Below are 17102 nucleotides of genomic sequence, written 5' to 3'. Positions count from 1 at the left end.
GGGCGTGGTGCCTGGACGTTTTTCGCGAGCAAGCTCGCTCCTACAGATAAGGCCTGGCGTGATATGCAGGCACATTGGCCGGGATCGCTCCCTCGCCGCCATAGCCCCTTCGCGGGCACGCGAACAGACTGGACTCATCGGCGCCACCCCCGGCGCTTTGTTGAGGAGAACGACCATGAGCACCACCATCGCCGGCATCCAGATCCCGGACAGCGCCCTGGCCAAGGCCACCACCGAGTACATCCGCGACGTCGAATCCGACCTGCTCTACCATCACTCGCGCCGAGTGTTCCTGTTCGGCGCCTTGAGCGGTGAACGCAAGCAACTGGCCTACAACCCGGAGCTGCTTTACGTCGGCGCGATGTTCCATGACTTGGGCCTGGTGGAGGGCCATCGCAGTGACAACGAGCGCTTCGAAGTCGACGGCGCCAACGCTGCGGCCGCGTTCCTCAAGCCGTACGGGCTGAGCGATGACGACATCGAACAGGTGTGGCTGTCCATCGCCCTGCACACCACGCCGGGCGTGCCGCAGCATTTGCGCCCGACCGTGGCACTGGTGACGGCCGGTGTGGAAATGGACGTGCTGGGCATGGACTATGCCGCGTTTTCCAGCGTGCAGCGCGAAGCCGTGGTGCATGCGCATCCACGCGGTGAAGGGTTCAAGGAGTGCATCATCTGCGCGTTTGCCGACGGCTTGCGCCATCGTCCGCAGACCACGTTTGGCAACGTGAAGACGGATGTGCTGGTGGATCAGGAGCCGGGGTTCAAGCCGATGAATTTTGTTGAAGTGATCCGCAAGTCGCCGTGGGTCGCATAGTTGACTTGAAATGCAATCAAATGTGGGAGGGGGCTTGCCCCCGATAGCGGAGCATCAGCCACATATCCATTGGCTGACACACTGTCATCGGGGGCAAGCCCCCTCCCACATTTAGACCGGTGCAGCCGCCCGGCGCTTGTCCGGCTGCTGCCAGCCATCCGCCGCGGCTTCTTCGATGGCTTGCTGAATGGCCTTCTTGCGCATCTCTTCGGCACGCCGGCTGAAGAACCACACCAGGAAGGTCACCAGCGACACCGCCAGCAGGATCAGGCTGGCCACGGCGTTGATCTCGGGTTTGACCCCAAGGCGCACCGCCGAGAACACTTCCATCGGCAGGGTCGTCGAACCCGGCCCCGACACGAAGCTGGCCAGTACCAGGTCATCCAGGGACAGCGCGAACGACATCATGCCGCCCGCCGCCAACGACGGCGCGATCATCGGGATGGTGATCAGGAAGAACACCTTCCACGGTCGCGCACCCAGGTCCATTGCCGCTTCTTCGATCGACAGGTCCAATTCACGCAAGCGCGCCGACACCACCACCGCCACATACGCCGCACAGAACGTGGTGTGGGCGATCCAGATGGTGACGATGCCACGTTCCTGGGGCCAGCCGATCATCTGCGCCATGGCCACGAACAGCAGCAACAGCGACAGACCGGTGATCACTTCCGGCATCACCAATGGCGCGGTCACCAGGCCGCCGAACAGCGTGCGGCCTTTGAACTGGCTGATGCGCGTCAGCACGAAGGCCGCCAACGTACCCAGCGCCACCGCCGCCACCGCCGTGTAGCAGGCGATTTCCAGGGAACGTGCCACCGAGCCCATCAACTGAGTGTTGTCCAAAAGGCCCACGTACCACTTGATCGACCAACCGCCCCACACTGTCACCAGTTTGGATTCGTTGAACGAGTAGATCACCAGGATCAGCATCGGCAGGTAGATAAACAACAACCCCGCCACCAGCATGAAACTCGAGAAACTGAAGCGCTTCATATCTTGCCCTCCATCTCTTTGGCTTGGCTGCGGTTGAACAGGATGATGGGCACGATCAGGATCGCCAGCATCACCACCGCCAGGGCAGAGGCCACCGGCCAGTCACGGTTGTTGAAGAATTCTTGCCACAACACTTTACCGATCATCAGGGTTTCCGGGCCGCCGAGCAGTTCCGGGATCACGAACTCGCCCACCACCGGGATGAACACCAGCATGCAGCCGGCAATGATGCCGTTCTTGGACAGCGGCACGGTGATCTTCCAGAAGCTGTTGAAGGTGCTCGAACCCAGGTCGGATGCGGCTTCCAGCAGGCTCTGGTCGTGTTTCACCAGGTTGGCGTACAGCGGCAGGATCATGAACGGCAGGTACGAATAGACCACGCCGATATACACCGCGATGTTGGTGTTGAGGATCTGCAGCGGCTCGTTGATCAAGCCGATGGACATCAGGAAGCCATTGAGCAGGCCGTTGTTGCTGAGGATGCCCATCCACGCATACACGCGGATCAGGATCGCGGTCCAGGTCGGCATCATGATCAGCAGCACCAGCACGGTCTGCATCTCTTTGCGCGCGCTGGCAATGGCGTAGGCCATCGGGTAGCCGATCAACAGGCACAGCAACGTGCTGAAGAACGCCATTTTCAGCGAGCCCAGGTACGCAGCGATGTACAACTCGTCGTCGCCGAGCATCGCGTAGTTGCCCAGGTTGAGCACCAATTGCAGTTTCTGCTCAACGAAGGTGTAGATCTCGGTGTACGGCGGGATCGCCACGTCGGCTTCGGCAAAGCTGATCTTCAGGACGATGAAGAACGGCAGCATGAAGAACAGGAACAGCCACAGGAAGGGAATGCCAATGACCGCATGACGGCCACTGGGCGTTATTCGTTGCAGGCGGCGCTTGAGCTTCTTCATGTTCATGAGCGCAGTACCACGCCGCTGTCGTCTTCCCACCACACGTACACCTGGTCACCCCAGGTCGGCCGCTGGCCGCGACGTTCGGCGTTGGCCACGAAGGACTGCACCAGCTTGCCGCTCGGCAGCTCCACGTAGAACACCGAGTGGCCGCCCAGGTAGGCAATGTCGTGCACCTTGCCGCTGGACCAGTTGTGCTCGCAGGTCGGCATTTCGGTGGTGACCAGCAGTTTTTCCGGGCGGATCGCGTAGGTCACCGACTTGTCTTCCACCGAGGTGGCGATGCCGTAGCCCACATAGATGTCGCGGTCCAGGTCGGCGCACTTGAGCACCGCGTGGCCTTCGGCATCGTCTACCACCTGGGTATCGAAGATGTTGACGTTGCCGATGAACTCGCACACCAGGCGGCTGGTGGGCGTCTCGTAGATGTCGATCGGGCTGCCGATCTGGGCGATCCAGCCCAGGTGCATGATCGCGATGCGTTCGGCCATGGTCATGGCCTCTTCCTGGTCGTGGGTCACCATTACGCAGGTCACACCCACGCGCTCGATGATCTCCACCAACTCCAGTTGCATCTGCGAACGCAGCTTCTTGTCGAGGGCGCCCATGGGCTCATCGAGCAGCAGCAGTTTCGGACGCTTGGCCAGGGAACGGGCCAGGGCCACACGCTGACGCTGGCCACCGGACAACTGGTGCGGCTTACGCTTGGCGTACTGGCTCATCTGCACCAGCTTGAGCATCTCGGCCACACGGGCGTCGATCTCGGCCTTGGGGATCTTGTCCTGTTGCAGGCCGAACGCGATGTTCTGCGCCACGGTCATGTGTGGGAACAAGGCGTAGGACTGGAACATCATGTTGATCGGCCGCTCGTAGGGCGGCATGTCGGTGATGTCTTCGCCATCGAGGTAGATGCGACCCTCGGTCGGGCGCTCGAAACCTGCGAGCATGCGCAGCAAGGTGGACTTGCCCGAACCCGAACCGCCGAGCAGGGCGAAGATCTCGCCCTTCTTGATTTCCAGGGACACATCGTCCACGGCAATCGTCTCGTCGAACTTCTTCGTGACCCGGTCGATTTTGACCAGCACCTTCTTCGGTGTCTGGTCCCCTTCGAGGGCTTTCTTATAGGCGCCGGAGGCAACTGCCATTTACGAAACTCCCAGAAAAAAAAGAGTGCAGCGGACCCAATGCGGGCCTGCCTTGGATAGTTTGAGCCTTACTTGCCCGTCTTGACCTTGGTCCAGCTACGGGTCATCAAGCGTTGCACTTTCGGGGGTAGCTCGAAGTTGACGAAGGTCCTGTCGAGTACCGCCTGCGGTGGGTAAACCGCTTCGTCCGTGCGTATCGATTGCTTCATCAGTTTGTCCGCCCCTGGGTTAGGGTTGGCGTAACCGACGTAATCACTGACCTGGGCGATCACCTCAGGTTGCAGCAAATAGTTGATGAAGGCGTGGGCCTCTTTGACGTTGGTGGCATCCTTGGGGATGGCCAGCACGTCGAACCACAGGTTGCCGCCTTCCTTCGGAATCGCGTAGGCGATGTTCACGCCCTTGCCCGCTTCGCTTGCGCGAGCCTTGGCCTGGAACACATCGCCGGAGAACCCGGCGGCCACACAGATGTTGCCGTTGGCCAGGTCCGATATGTACTTGGAAGAATGGAAGTAGGTCACGTAGGGCCGCACTTTGAGCAGCTTGGCTTCGGCCTTCTTGTAGTCTTCCGGGTTCTCGCTGTTGGGGTTCAGGCCCATGTAGTTGAGCACTGCCGGCAGCATTTCATCCGCCGAGTCCATGAACGACACGCCGCAGGTCGCCAGCTTCTTCATGTTCTCAGGCTCGAACAGCACGGCCCAGGAGTCGATATGGTCGATGCCCAGCACTTCCTTCACTTTATCGACGTTGTAGCCAATGCCGTTGGTGCCCCACAGGTACGGCACGGCGTACTGGTTGCCCGGGTCGTTCTTTTCCAGGCGCTTGAGCAGCGCCGGGTCGAGGTTGGCGTAATTCGTCAGCAGTGACTTGTCGAGTTTCTGGAATGCCCCGGCCTTGATCTGCTTGCCCAGGAAGTGGTTGGACGGCACCACCACGTCGTAGCCGGTACGCCCGGCCAGCAGCTTGCCTTCCAGGGTTTCGTTGGAGTCAAACACGTCATACACGGGCTTGATGCCGCTGGCCTTTTCGAAGTTGGCCAGGGTGTCGGCGCCGATGTAATCCGACCAGTTATAAATATGCACAGTCGGTGCGGCCTGCACGCTCAACGTCAGCGTGATACCTGCACCCACCAGCAAGGCTTTGCGAAATAAAGAAATTGGCAAGTGGAGGTCCTCTTAAATAGTTGGGCCTTAAAGTTGTTGCCCGGCAACAAAACCGGCGCGCAACTTACCCTCGATAAACCGATCCGGCAAAACTTTCTGTCATTTAATTTGTGAGAGGGGCAGTCAAACTGCCCCTCCACAGGTTTCAGGGCTTATTTGCCCGATTTGATCTTGGTCCAGCTGCGTGTCATTTCACGCTGGGTTGCAGCCGGCAGGTCGGCAATCGCGTAGAGCTTGGCCTGCACATCCGCTGGCGGGTAGATGCCCGGGTCGCTGGTGATGTCTTTGTCGACCAGTGCGGTGGCCTTCTCGTTACCGTTCGGGAAGCGCACGCTATCGGTGATCTTGGCCATGACTTCCGGCTTGAGCAGGTAGTTCATGAACTTGTAGGCCGCGTCGACGTTTTCGGCATCCTTAGGGATGGCGACCATGTCGAAGAAGCTGCCAGCGCCTTCTTTCGGAATGTCGTAGGCCACCTTGACCTTGCCACCGGCTTCAGCCGCACGGGACTTGGCCTGCTGGATGTCACCCGAGTAACCCACGGCGACGCAGATGTTGCCGTTGGCCAGGTCGGAGATGTACTTGGACGAGTGGAAGTAGCCGATTGAAGGGCGGATCTTCAGGAACAGGTCTTCGGCCTGTTTCAGGTCAGCCTTCTTCTGACTGTCGGTCGGCAGGCCCAGGTAATGCAGCGCCACCGGCAGCATTTCGGTTGGCGAATCGAGGAAGCTCACGCCGCAGCTTTTCAGCTTGGCGATGTTCTCAGGCTTGAGCAGCACGTCCCACGAATCGATCTTGTCCACGCCCAGCGCGGCCTTGACCTTCTCCGGGTTGTAGCCGATGCCGATCGAACCCCACATGTACGGGAAGGCGTGCTTGTTGTCCGGGTCGCTGACCGACACGGCTTTAAGCAGGGATTTGTTCAGGTTGTCGTAGTTGGACAGCTTGGACTTGTCCAACTCCTGGTAAACGCCGGCCTTGATCTGCTTGGCGAGGAAGTTGTTCGACGGCACGACGATGTCGTAACCGGACTTGCCTGCCAGCAACTTGGCTTCCAGGGTTTCGTTGCTGTCAAAAACGTCGTACACCACCTTGATGCCCGACTCTTTTTCAAAGTTGGCGATGGTGTCCGGTGCAATGTAGTCGGACCAGTTGTAGACGTGCAGCACTTTATCGTCTGCCTGGGCCGCGCCCGCCATTGCGCCCATCAGGGACAAGGCGAGGAGGGTCTTGCCAGCGTTCTTCAAACCTAATGCCTTCATTTGGTGATGCTCCAATTTTTTCTTTTTTGGGCCACAAGCTTTTTATGTTGAGTAGCCCAGCCAAAGGGCAACAAAACAGGGCGACAGTCTGGCAAGTTCCGAGGCCGGCTTTCAACCAAAGCCTCACTTATAACTGCCCAGGGACGCAGCGCCCGAAAGCTGCTGCGTTCTGAGCCTAGCACTTAGCCCTGCAATGCCGCCAAAGTCAGGTCCAGGCACTGCCGAGCCTTGGTCACCAGCTCGTCGATTTCTGCCTTGCTGATCACCAGCGGCGGCGAAATGATCATGGTGTCGCCCACGGCGCGCATGATCAGGCCATTTTCGAAGCAGAACGTGCGGCAGATCATGCCGACGCCCTTGCCTTCGTAGCGTTTGCGGGTGGCCTTGTCCTGCACCAGTTCAATGGCACCGAGCATGCCCACGCCGCGCACTTCGCCCACCAGCGGATGGTCCGCCAATTCCCTCAGACGTTTCTGCAAATACGGTGCCGTTTCGTCGTGCACACGCTTAACAATTTGCTCATCGCGCATGATACGGATGTTTTCCAGGGCCACTGCAGCGGCCACCGGGTGACCGGAGTAGGTGAAGCCGTGGTTGAAATCACCACCTTCGTTGAGCACCGCCACCACGTCATCGCGCACGATCAGGCCACCCATGGGGATGTAGCCCGAAGTCAGGCCCTTGGCGATGGTCATCATGTGCGGCTTGAGGTCGTAGAAATCGCTACCGAACCACTCACCGGTACGGCCGAAACCGCAGATCACTTCGTCGGCGATAAACAGAATGTCGTACTTGGCGAGGATTTCCTTGATGCGCGGCCAGTAGGTGTCTGGCGGAACGATCACGCCGCCGGCACCCTGGATCGGTTCGGCAATAAAGGCGCCGACGTTGTCCACGCCCAGTTCCAGGATCTTTTCTTCCAGCTGGTTGGCAGCCCACACGCCGAACTCTTCCGGGCTCATGTCGCCGCCTTCGCCAAACCAGTACGGCTGGGCGATGTGGGTGATGCCCGGGATCGGCAAGTCGCCCTGTTCATGCATATAGGTCATGCCGCCCAGGCTGGCGCCGGCCACCGTGGAGCCGTGGTAGCCATTCTTGCGGCTGATGATGGTTTTCTTGTTCGGCTGGCCCTTGATCGCCCAGTAGTGGCGGACCATGCGCAACATGGTGTCGTTGCCTTCGGAGCCGGAACCGGTGAAGAACACGTGGTTCATGCCGGCAGGTGCGATGTCGGAAATGGCCTTGGCCAGTTCCAGCACCGGCGGGTGTGCGGTCTGGAAGAACAGGTTGTAGTACGGCAGTTCTTTCATTTGCTTGGCGGCGGCGTCAGCCAGTTCATCGCGACCATAACCGATCGCCACGCACCACAGGCCGGCCATACCGTCGAGGATCTTGTTGCCTTCGCTGTCCCACAGATAAACGCCGTGGGCTTTGGTGATGATGCGCGGGCCTTTCTCTTTCAATTGCTTGAAGTCGCTGAACGGCGCCAGGTGGTGATCACTGCTTAAGGCTTGCCATTCACGGGTTTGCGGGTTGTTGCTGGACATACCAATCTCCTAGACTTTTCAGGTGAGGGCGCGCTGTTCCCACAGCGCGCCCGGCGCATCAGACGGCAAAGAGCAGGAATTCCCGCTCCCACGAACTGATCACGCGCTTGAAGTTTTCATGCTCGGCCCGCTTGACCGCGACGTAGCCTGTGATGAATTTCTGACCCAGGTATTTCTCGATGGTCTTGCTGTTTTCCATGCGCTCCAGGGCGTCTTCGATGGTCAACGGCAGGCGCAGGTTGCGCCGCTCGTAACCACGGCCCACCACCGGCGCGCTCGGATTATGGCCTTCGACCATGCCGATGTAGCCGCACAACAGGCTGGCGGCAATCGCCAGGTACGGGTTGGCGTCGGCGCCCGGCAGGCGGTTTTCCACACGGCGGTTCTGCGGGCCGGCATCCGGTACGCGCAGGCCGACGGTGCGGTTTTCTTCGCCCCATTCCACGTTCACCGGCGCCGAGGTGTCGGGCAGGAAGCGGCGGAATGAGTTCACGTTGGGAGCAAACAGCGGCAGCAGTTCAGGGATGAACTTCTGCAGGCCGCCAATGTGGTTGAGGAACAGCTGGCTCATGGTCCCGTCTTCATTGGAGAAGACGTTCTTGCCGGTGGCGATGTCGATGATGCTCTGGTGCAGGTGCATCGCGCTGCCGGGCTCACCGGTCATCGGCTTGGCCATGAAGGTGGCGGCCACGTCGTGCTTGAGCGCGGCTTCGCGCATGGTGCGCTTGAACACCAGGATCTGGTCGGCCAGGGACAGGGCATCGCCGTGACGGAAGTTGATTTCCATCTGGGCCGTGCCGTCTTCGTGGATCAGGGTGTCGAGGTCCAGCTCCTGCAGTTCGCACCAGTCGTAAACGTCTTCGAACAGCGGGTCGAATTCGTTGGCGGCTTCTATAGAGAAGGACTGGCGACCGGTTTCCGGGCGGCCGGAACGGCCAATCGGCGGTTGCAGCGGGAAGTCCGGGTCTTCGCAGCGTTTGGTCAGGTAGAACTCCATCTCCGGCGCCACGATGGGCTGCCAGCCTTTGTCAGCGTAGAGCTTGAGGACTTTCTTGAGCACGTTGCGCGGCGACAGCTCGATGGGGTTGCCTTGCTTGTCGTAGGTGTCGTGAATCACCTGGGCGGTCGGCTCGATGGCCCATGGCACCAGGAACACGGCGTTCTGGTCGGGGCGGCAGATCATGTCGATGTCGGCCGGGTCGAGCAATTCATAATAGATGTCGTCTTCGACATAGTCGCCGGTCACGGTCTGCAGCAGAACGCTTTCGGGCAGGCGCATGCCCTTTTCGGCAATGAACTTGTTGGTCGGCGAGATCTTGCCCCGGGTGATACCGGTGAGGTCGCCAATCATGCATTCGACTTCTGTGATCTTGTGGTCTTTCAACCAATCGGTGAGCTGGTCGAGGTTGTTACTCATAAATGCCTCTGGGCTGGGTTTCCTGGCATCCATTAAAGGCCAGGCGTTGTTTGACGCAGCATCCGCGTCGTTTTTTCGTTCAGGGTAGGAGCTTACCTGCCATTTGCTGCTGCGTTGCATTCCTCACGCCAAAGTTGTGCGCAATCTTGAGCAGCATGCTGGGCGCACGCTGTTCGGTGGCAGATGAAGAGGCAAAGAAGAGGTCGGCCCGGGCGTCAAGAATATTGGCCGGGGAGCGCGCTATCACGCGGGAGGAATGTACGGATGACACAGCCTTGCTGAAGCAGGCCAAGACGCCGTTGGGCGGCAGGTGAAACATGAAGCACCCCGGTATTATTGCTGTTATGGGTTTGAATCGAGCTTAGCCTTGTTCATTTTTTTACACAACACCCCCGTAAAAAATACAACACGGCCCGCTCAAGCCTGCGAGTCCTAAGCCGTTCAAACCCAAAAAACCGCCCCAAAAGGCCCCAAAAAAGCCTTCGTGGCGCTTTTTTAGGGCAAAAAAGGCCTCGCTTGACTTCGGCATGCCGTTCGGGTTGACTGAAACCAGAAAAGATCAATGATTGATATTTTTAACAACAAAGGTGTTGCATCATGTCGGTACCCCCGCGTGCCGTTCAGCTTAACGAAGCGAACGCGTTCCTTAAGGATCATCCTGAGGTTCTGTACGTAGACCTTCTAATTGCGGATATGAATGGTGTGGTGCGCGGCAAGCGCATCGAACGCACCAGCCTCCACAAGGTTTACGAGAAGGGCATTAACCTGCCTGCCTCTTTATTTGCCCTGGATATCAACGGCTCTACGGTGGAAAGCACCGGCCTGGGCCTGGACATCGGTGATGCTGACCGAATCTGTTATCCGATCCCCGACACCCTGTGCAATGAACCCTGGCAAAAGCGCCCTACCGCGCAATTGCTGATGACCATGCACGAACTTGAAGGTGAACCTTTCTTCGCCGATCCGCGCGAAGTGCTCCGCCAAGTTGTAAGCAAATTTGACGACCTCGGTCTGACCATCTGCGCCGCCTTCGAGCTTGAGTTCTACCTGATCGACCAGGAGAACGTGAACGGCCGCCCACAACCGCCCCGCTCGCCGATCTCCGGCAAACGCCCGCACTCGACACAGGTCTACCTGATCGACGACCTCGACGAATACGTCGACTGCCTCCAGGACATCCTGGAAGGTGCGAAAGAGCAAGGCATCCCGGCCGACGCCATCGTCAAGGAAAGTGCCCCGGCGCAGTTCGAAGTGAACCTGCACCACGTGGCCGACCCGATCAAGGCCTGCGACTACGCGGTACTGCTCAAGCGCCTGATCAAGAACATCGCCTACGACCATGAGATGGACACCACCTTCATGGCCAAGCCTTACCCAGGCCAGGCAGGCAATGGTTTGCACGTACACATCTCGATCCTGGACAAAGACGGCAAGAACATTTTTGCCAGCGAGGATCCCGAGCAGAACGCCGCATTGCGTCACGCGATCGGCGGTGTGCTCGAGACCCTGCCCGCCCAGATGGCGTTCCTGTGCCCCAACGTCAACTCCTACCGTCGTTTCGGCGCACAGTTCTACGTGCCGAACTCGCCGTGCTGGGGCCTGGACAACCGCACCGTGGCGATTCGCGTACCGACCGGCTCGTCCGATGCCGTACGTATCGAACACCGCGTGGCCGGCGCCGACGCCAACCCTTATCTGCTGATGGCTTCGGTCCTGGCAGGCGTGCACCACGGCCTGACCAACAAGATCGAGCCTGGCGCACCGGTGGAAGGCAACAGCTACGAGCAGAACGAACAGAGCCTGCCGAACAACCTGCGCGATGCATTGCGCGAGTTGGACGACAGCGAGGTGATGGCCAAGTACATCGATCCTAAATACATCGATATCTTCGTCGCCTGTAAGGAAAGTGAGCTGGAGGAGTTCGAACACTCCATCTCCGACCTTGAGTACAACTGGTACCTGCATACCGTGTAAGCGGTTGCGGCTGTAAATGTGCTGAGCGGGCTTGTTGTGGCGAGCAGGCTTGCCCTGCGTTGGGCTGCGAAGCAGCCCTGAATCCAGACGCCGAGTTCTTTCAGAAAGAACTCGGCGTTTTTATTGGGGCCGCTGCGCGGCCCAACGCAGGGCAAGCCCGCTCGCCACACCTACACAGTCGCCTCACAGGTATGGATCATCCTTATGCTCTGCGTACAATGCGCTCAGCCTTGTAGGAGACTTCCATGAACACCCGCCCCGCCCCCCTCCGCAAACCCCGCGCCCGCAGCCAGGCCCGGATCGATGCGATCCTTGACGCCGCCCGCACCTTGCTGGCCGCCGAAGGCGTGGCGGGTTTGTCGATCTACGGCGTGGCCGAGCGAGCGCAGATTCCGCCGTCGTCGGTGTATCACTTCTTCGCCGGCGTGCCGGCGCTGTTGGAAGCCCTGACCGCCGATGTACACGCCGCTTTCCGGGCGGCGATTCAGGCGCCCATCGAGCATGACTCACTCAAGCACTGGCGCGACCTGTCCTGCATCGTTGAACAGCGCATGCTCAGCATCTACGAGCACGACGCCGCCGCGCGTCAGCTGATCCTGGCGCAGCATGGGCTGACTGAAGTAACCCAGGCGGATCGTCAGCATGATCTGGAGCTGGGCGACCTGATGCTCACCGTGTTCAACCGTCACTTTGAAGTGCCGACGCTACCGAAGGATGTGGATGTATTTGCCCTGGCGCTGGAGCTGAGCGACCGCGTGTATGCGCGCTCGGTGCATCAGCATGGGCTGATCACGCCGCGTATGGCGCAGGAGGGGATGCGGGTGTTTGATGCCTATGTGGGGCTGTACCTGCCGCCCTACCTGCCCAAGCGTTAATTTTGTGGGGGCCGGGCCGGCCTCATCGGGGGCAAGCCCCCTCCCACATTTTGAATGTATTCACAAATCAAAGTGTGGGAGGGGGCTTGCACCCGATGGCGGTCTCAAGCGCCATCACAACTTGGCGATCGACACCTCGGTGGACTTCACGAAGGCAATCACTTCGCTGCCAATCACCAGTTCCAGCTCCTTGACCGAGCGGGTGGTGATCACGGAGGTGACAATACCGGACGCGGTCTGCACGTCGATTTCCGACAGCACGTCGCCTTCGACGATTTCCTTGATGGTGCCTTTGAATTGGTTACGCACGTTGATGGCTTTAATAGTCATGGTGTTCTTCCTTCAGGGGACGAGTGAGTTATTGAGCCCAACGCAATTGCGTAGGCAGCGGTGAAACAGGTTCGGGTTCCGGCGGCGAGCCCGGCAGGGACAGCACGCGGTTGAGCACTTCGGCTTCCAGCGCGGCCAGGCGATGTGAGCCCCGGGCACGCGGGCGCGGTAGGTCGACGATCAGGTCGAGGCCGATCTCGCCGTCTTCGATCAGGATCACCCGATCGGCAATCGCCACGGCCTCGCTGACGTCATGGGTCACCAGCAACACGGTGAAGCCGTGCTTCTGCCAGAGGTTTTCGATCAGTTGCTGCATCTCGATGCGGGTCAGGGCGTCCAGCGCGCCCAACGGTTCGTCCAGCAACAGCAGGCGCGGTTGGTGGATCAGCGCACGGGCCAGGGCCACGCGTTGTTTCTGCCCACCGGACAGCGCCGCCGGCCACTCGTTGGCACGTTCAGCCAGGCCGACCGCTTCCAGGGCTTCCAACGCCTTGGGGCGCCAGTCGCCCTTGAGGCCCAGGCCGACGTTGTCGATGATCTTTTTCCACGGCAGCAGGCGCGCTTCCTGGAACATCAACCGCGTGTCTTCAATCGCTTCGCTCAGCGGTGCGGAACCGGCCAGCAGCTCGCCGCCGCTGGCTTTGTCCAGCCCGGCCAGCAGACGCAGCAAGGTACTTTTACCGCAGCCACTGCGACCGACCACCGCCACGAATTGGCCGGCCGGAATGTGCAGGTCGATGTCCTTGAGCACTTCGCGCGCGCCAAAGGCCTTGCGCAACTTGCGTACTGCCAGGGGGATCCCCTTGAGCAGGCGCGGGGGTTGTTGAGCTGTCATGCCGCACCTCCTTTATTCACTTGATACGCCGGGTGCCAGCGCAGCCATACACGCTCCAGGCCACGAGCGGCCAGGTCGGCGAGTTTGCCGAGGATGGCGTACATGACGATGGCCAATACCACCACGTCGGTTTGCAGAAATTCCCGGGCGTTCATCGCCAGGTAGCCGATGCCCGAGCTGGCCGAGATGGTTTCCGCCACAATCAGCGTCAGCCACATGAAGCCCAGGGCAAAGCGTACGCCCACCAGGATCGACGGCAGCGCGCCCGGCAGGATCACCTGGCGGAACAGGCTGAACCCGGACAAGCCGTAGCTGCGCGACATCTCTACCAACGCCGGGTCGACGTTGCGAATGCCGTGGTAGGTGTTGAGATAAATCGGAAACAGCGTGCCGAGGGCGACCAGGAAAATCTTCGCCGTCTCATCAATGCCGAACCACAGGATCACCAGCGGAATCAGCGCCAGGTGCGGCACGTTACGGATCATCTGCACCGAACTGTCCAGCAGGCGTTCGCCCCACTTCGACAGACCAGTGATAAAGCCCAGGACCAGGCCGATGCTGCCGCCGATCACAAACCCCAGGCCGGCACGCCAGCCACTGATCGCCAGGTGCGTCCAGATTTCACCGCTGGCAACCAGATGCACACCGGCCGCAATCACGGCACTAGGCGCCGGCAGGATACGGGTCGACAACCAGCCCGCCGACACCGACAACTGCCACACCGCGAGCAATAGCACCGGCAGAATCCAGGGCGCCACACGGTGGCTTAGTTTTTCATAGCTCATGGTGCGGCCTCAGCTCTGCGACGCAGCTTTGGGAAGGATGTCGTTGGCCACCATCTCGCCGAACGGGCTGACGTAGCCGGCGCTTTTCGGCAGCTCGGGACGTTCGATATCCAGGTGCGGAAACAGCAACTCGGCGACGCGATACGACTCTTCCAGGTGTGGATAACCGGAGAAGATGAATGTATCGATACCCAGCGCCGCGTATTCCTTGACGCGCTCCGCCACGGTCGGGCCATCGCCGACCAGCGCGGTGCCCGCACCACCACGCACCAGGCCGACACCGGCCCACAGGTTGGGGCTGACTTCGAGGTTGTCGCGGTTGCCACCGTGCAACGCCGCCATGCGTTGCTGGCCGACGGAATCAAAGCGTGCCAGGGAGGCCTGGGCACGGGCGATGGTCTCGTCGTCAAGGTGGGAGATCAGTTTGTCGGCGGCCTTCCATGCTTCTTCGTTGGTTTCACGCACGATCACATGCAGGCGGATACCAAAGCGCACGGTACGCCCGAGCTTGGCGGCCTTGGCCCGTACCTGTTCGATTTTTTCCGCGACAGCGGCCGGTGGCTCGCCCCAAGTCAGCACCATTTCCACCTGCTCGGCTGCCAGGTCCTGGGCCGCTTCGGAGGAACCGCCGAAGTACAGTGGCGGACGCGGTTGCTGGATTGGCGGATAAAGCAGCTTGGCGCCTTTGACGCTGATGTGCGCGCCGTCGTAATCCACGGTCTCGCCCTCCAGCACACGCCGCCAGATGCGGGTGAATTCCACCGAGGCTTGATAACGCTCTTCATGGCTGAGAAACAAGCCATCGCCGGCCAACTCTTCCGGATCACCGCCGGTGACCAGGTTGAACAACGCACGCCCGCCAGACAGGCGGTCCAGGGTCGCGGCCTGACGCGCGGCCACCGTCGGGGAAATGATCCCGGGGCGCAGCGCGACAAGGAATTTCAAACGCTGGGTCACCGGGATCAGCGAAGCGGCCACCAGCCACGAGTCTTCGCAGGAGCGCCCGGTCGGGATCAGCACCCCGCCGAAGCCCAGGCGGTCGGCGGCCTGGGCAACTTGCTGCAAATAACCGTGGTCAACGGCGCGAGCGCCTTCGGCGGTGCCAAGGTAGTGGCCGTCGCCGTGGGTAGGCAGGAACCAGAAAATATTGAGGCTCATGGAGTTGTCTCCTGAAGAAGTCGGATTACGGCGCTTTGGCAACGGCGGCGGGTGGCGTCCAGATCACGTCCTTGATGCTCAAGGGTTTGGGGATCAATTTGAGTTGGTAGAAGCTGTCGGCGATTTTCTGTTGGGCGGCGACCACTTCCGGGGTCAGGAACAATGCGCCATAGCCTTGGCGCTTCACCGAGGTCAGGGTGATGTCAGCCGGCAGACCGAGCAGCGGTGCGACTTGTTCGGTGACTTCCTGGGGATTGGCCTTGGACCATTCGCCCACGGCGCGCACTTCTTCCACCAGCGCCTTGATCACTTCTGGATGTTGTTCGGCGTAGGGCTTGGTCGCCAGGTAGAACTGATGGTTGTCGGCGATACCGGTACCATCACGCAGGGTGCGGGCTTGCAGCTGTTTCTCGGCGGCGGCCTGGTACGGGTCCCAGATCACCCAGGCGTCCACGCTGCCACGCTCGAAAGCGGCACGGGCATCGGCGGGCGGCAGGAACACGGTCTGCACGTCGGTGTATTTCAGGCCGGCGTCTTCCAGGGCACGTACCAACAGGTAGTGCACGTTGGAGCCTTTGTTGAGCACGATTTTTTTGCCCTTGAGCTCGGCCACGGATTTGATCGGTGAGTCTTTCGGCACCAGGATCGCTTCACTGGTCGGCGCCGGTGGTTCGTAGGCTACGTAGAGCAGGTCGGCGCCGGCGGCCTGGGCGAACACCGGCGGGGTTTCGCCGGTCACGCCGAAGTCGATGGAGCCGACATTCAGGCCTTCAAGCAACTGGGGGCCGCCAGGGAACTCGGTCCATTGCACGTTGACGCCTTGGGCCGCCAGGCGTTTTTCCAGGGTGCCCTTGGCCTTGAGCAGCACCAGCGTGCCGTATTTCTGATAGCCGATCCGCAGGGTCTCGGCCGCTTGAGCTTGAACAATGGCGCCGAAGGACACAGCCGCAGCAAACAGTGCGACCAGACCACGACGCAAGATGACAGTGCGCATGGCGCTCTCTCCAAAAATGCGATTAGGGGTTTTGGCTGCACCTGCTTGGCCGTTGGCGGCTGAGTAAGGTGAGTGTTTCTTTTATATCGGTGAGGCTCAGATGCTCCAGCGAGCACTCAACAGACGTTCATTCAACACGTGGGGGTCCAGCGGTTTCGGGCGACGGGCCATGGCGCCGTAAAGTGTTTCCAGGGCTTCGTGCAAACGCTGTTCAAGTACCGGCACCAATTGCGCCTGGGCACTGCCTTCGCCGTACGCGATCTGGCTGTCTTCGGCAAAGATGCCGTGGAGCAACTCCTGGGCTTTCAACGCCGACAGCACCGGCTTCAATGCGTAGTCCACCGCCAGCATGTGGGCGATGCTGCCGCCGGTGGCCATCGGCAACACGATCTTGTGGGCCAGGGCGCGTTCAGGCAGCAGGTCCAGCACGGTCTTCAGCGCGCCGGAGAACGAGGCCTTGTACACCGGCGTGGCGATCACCAGGCCATCGGCGTTGGCGACTTGCTGCAGCAGGTCGATGACCTTGGGGCTGTCGAAGCGCGCATGCAGCAGGTCCTCAGCCGGGAAGTCCCGTATCTGGTAACTCACCACTTCTACGCCTTTGTCTTGCAACCACTGACGGGTTTTATCCAGCAACACCCCGGAGCGCGAACGCTGGCTGGGACTGCCTCCAAGTGTTACGACCAACATGCAGGAATTCCTTGAGCAGGTGTCGGCGGTTCGCTGTGTGGCGATGGCGCCAAGATGGAACAGACCTTATCAGCAGATTCATATATCTATAAATCTTATTTTTTCATTTGTTTATTCTCTAAATGCATATGAGAGTTATAGATCTCCAGGCGAAAAAAAAGGCCGTCGAAACGGCCTGAAAACCCCTGCTATGTGATTCGGTT

17 protein-coding genes are annotated in these 17102 nt (G+C 60.2%); 3 read left to right on the top strand and 14 right to left on the bottom strand.

Annotated features, from left to right (window positions below; genetic code table 11):
* Positions 1-175 precede the first annotated feature (175 nt).
* Positions 176-817, top strand: a complete 642-nt coding sequence (locus NL123_RS01570) for an HD domain-containing protein (protein ID WP_058426491.1) — start codon at positions 176-178, stop codon at positions 815-817.
* A 111-nt stretch (positions 818-928) separates the two neighbouring features.
* Here NL123_RS01570 and NL123_RS01565 read toward each other — a convergent pair whose 3' ends face one another.
* The 8 genes from NL123_RS01565 to NL123_RS01530 form a co-directional block, all read right to left on the bottom strand.
* The gene (locus NL123_RS01565) at positions 929-1813 is read right to left on the bottom strand and encodes an ABC transporter permease subunit (protein WP_058426490.1); all 885 of its coding nucleotides are present in this window, start codon (positions 1811-1813) and stop codon (positions 929-931) included.
* Complete coding sequence (locus NL123_RS01560; RefSeq protein ID WP_016979002.1) at positions 1810-2730, bottom strand: ABC transporter permease subunit; 921 nt, start codon at positions 2728-2730, stop codon at positions 1810-1812. Before NL123_RS01560 ends, NL123_RS01565 begins: the two co-directional genes overlap by 4 nt.
* Positions 2727-3869 carry an ABC transporter ATP-binding protein gene (locus NL123_RS01555; RefSeq protein ID WP_016973037.1) on the bottom strand — a complete coding sequence of 381 codons (1143 nt, stop codon included), beginning with the start codon at positions 3867-3869 and terminating at the stop codon, positions 2727-2729. Before NL123_RS01555 ends, NL123_RS01560 begins: the two co-directional genes overlap by 4 nt.
* Positions 3870-3937: 68 nt before the next feature.
* Positions 3938-5032, bottom strand: coding sequence for a polyamine ABC transporter substrate-binding protein (locus tag NL123_RS01550; protein WP_248485196.1), 1095 nt, complete (start codon positions 5030-5032; stop codon positions 3938-3940).
* Between the two features lie 152 nt (positions 5033-5184).
* Complete coding sequence (locus NL123_RS01545) at positions 5185-6279, bottom strand: polyamine ABC transporter substrate-binding protein (protein WP_494358275.1); 1095 nt, start codon at positions 6277-6279, stop codon at positions 5185-5187.
* A 197-nt stretch (positions 6280-6476) separates the two neighbouring features.
* Positions 6477-7841, bottom strand: coding sequence for an aspartate aminotransferase family protein (locus tag NL123_RS01540; RefSeq protein ID WP_494357095.1), 1365 nt, complete (start codon positions 7839-7841; stop codon positions 6477-6479).
* Between the two features lie 58 nt (positions 7842-7899).
* Positions 7900-9258, bottom strand: a complete 1359-nt coding sequence (locus tag NL123_RS01535; RefSeq protein WP_003176780.1) for a glutamine synthetase family protein — start codon at positions 9256-9258, stop codon at positions 7900-7902.
* 79 nt (positions 9259-9337) lie between these two features.
* Complete coding sequence (locus NL123_RS01530; RefSeq protein WP_494357094.1) at positions 9338-9577, bottom strand: hypothetical protein; 240 nt, start codon at positions 9575-9577, stop codon at positions 9338-9340.
* A gap of 278 nt (positions 9578-9855) precedes the next feature.
* Between NL123_RS01530 and NL123_RS01525 the strand changes: the two genes are divergently transcribed.
* Entirely contained in the window at positions 9856-11232 is a 1377-nt protein-coding gene (locus tag NL123_RS01525; protein ID WP_003213894.1) for a glutamine synthetase family protein, read from the top strand.
* A 245-nt stretch (positions 11233-11477) separates the two neighbouring features.
* Positions 11478-12107, top strand: coding sequence for a TetR/AcrR family transcriptional regulator (locus NL123_RS01520; protein WP_494357093.1), 630 nt, complete (start codon positions 11478-11480; stop codon positions 12105-12107).
* Positions 12108-12221: 114 nt separating this feature from the next.
* On the opposite strand, the gene NL123_RS01515 is transcribed toward NL123_RS01520, so the two are convergent.
* From NL123_RS01515 to ssuE, 6 genes are all read right to left on the bottom strand, one after another.
* A complete protein-coding gene (locus NL123_RS01515) occupies positions 12222-12437 on the bottom strand; it encodes a TOBE domain-containing protein (protein ID WP_003213899.1) in 216 nt (71 codons plus the stop codon).
* Between the two features lie 28 nt (positions 12438-12465).
* Positions 12466-13272, bottom strand: a complete 807-nt coding sequence (gene ssuB, locus NL123_RS01510) for an aliphatic sulfonates ABC transporter ATP-binding protein (protein WP_010207344.1) — start codon at positions 13270-13272, stop codon at positions 12466-12468.
* The gene (gene ssuC / locus NL123_RS01505; RefSeq protein ID WP_248485203.1) at positions 13269-14057 is read right to left on the bottom strand and encodes an aliphatic sulfonate ABC transporter permease SsuC; all 789 of its coding nucleotides are present in this window, start codon (positions 14055-14057) and stop codon (positions 13269-13271) included. Before ssuC ends, ssuB begins: the two co-directional genes overlap by 4 nt.
* A gap of 9 nt (positions 14058-14066) precedes the next feature.
* Positions 14067-15215 (bottom strand): FMNH2-dependent alkanesulfonate monooxygenase, encoded by a 1149-nt coding sequence (gene ssuD, locus NL123_RS01500; RefSeq protein WP_248485205.1) that lies wholly within the window; start codon positions 15213-15215, stop codon positions 14067-14069.
* Between the two features lie 25 nt (positions 15216-15240).
* Entirely contained in the window at positions 15241-16209 is a 969-nt protein-coding gene (locus tag NL123_RS01495; RefSeq protein WP_248485207.1) for a sulfonate ABC transporter substrate-binding protein, read from the bottom strand.
* A 96-nt stretch (positions 16210-16305) separates the two neighbouring features.
* The gene (ssuE, locus tag NL123_RS01490; protein WP_058426479.1) at positions 16306-16899 is read right to left on the bottom strand and encodes an NADPH-dependent FMN reductase; all 594 of its coding nucleotides are present in this window, start codon (positions 16897-16899) and stop codon (positions 16306-16308) included.
* Between the last annotated feature and the right edge of the window lie 203 nt (positions 16900-17102).

Source organism: Pseudomonas sp. FBCC-B1565 (genome assembly GCF_059133265.1).
This window is presented reverse-complemented; position numbering and strand designations above follow the sequence as displayed.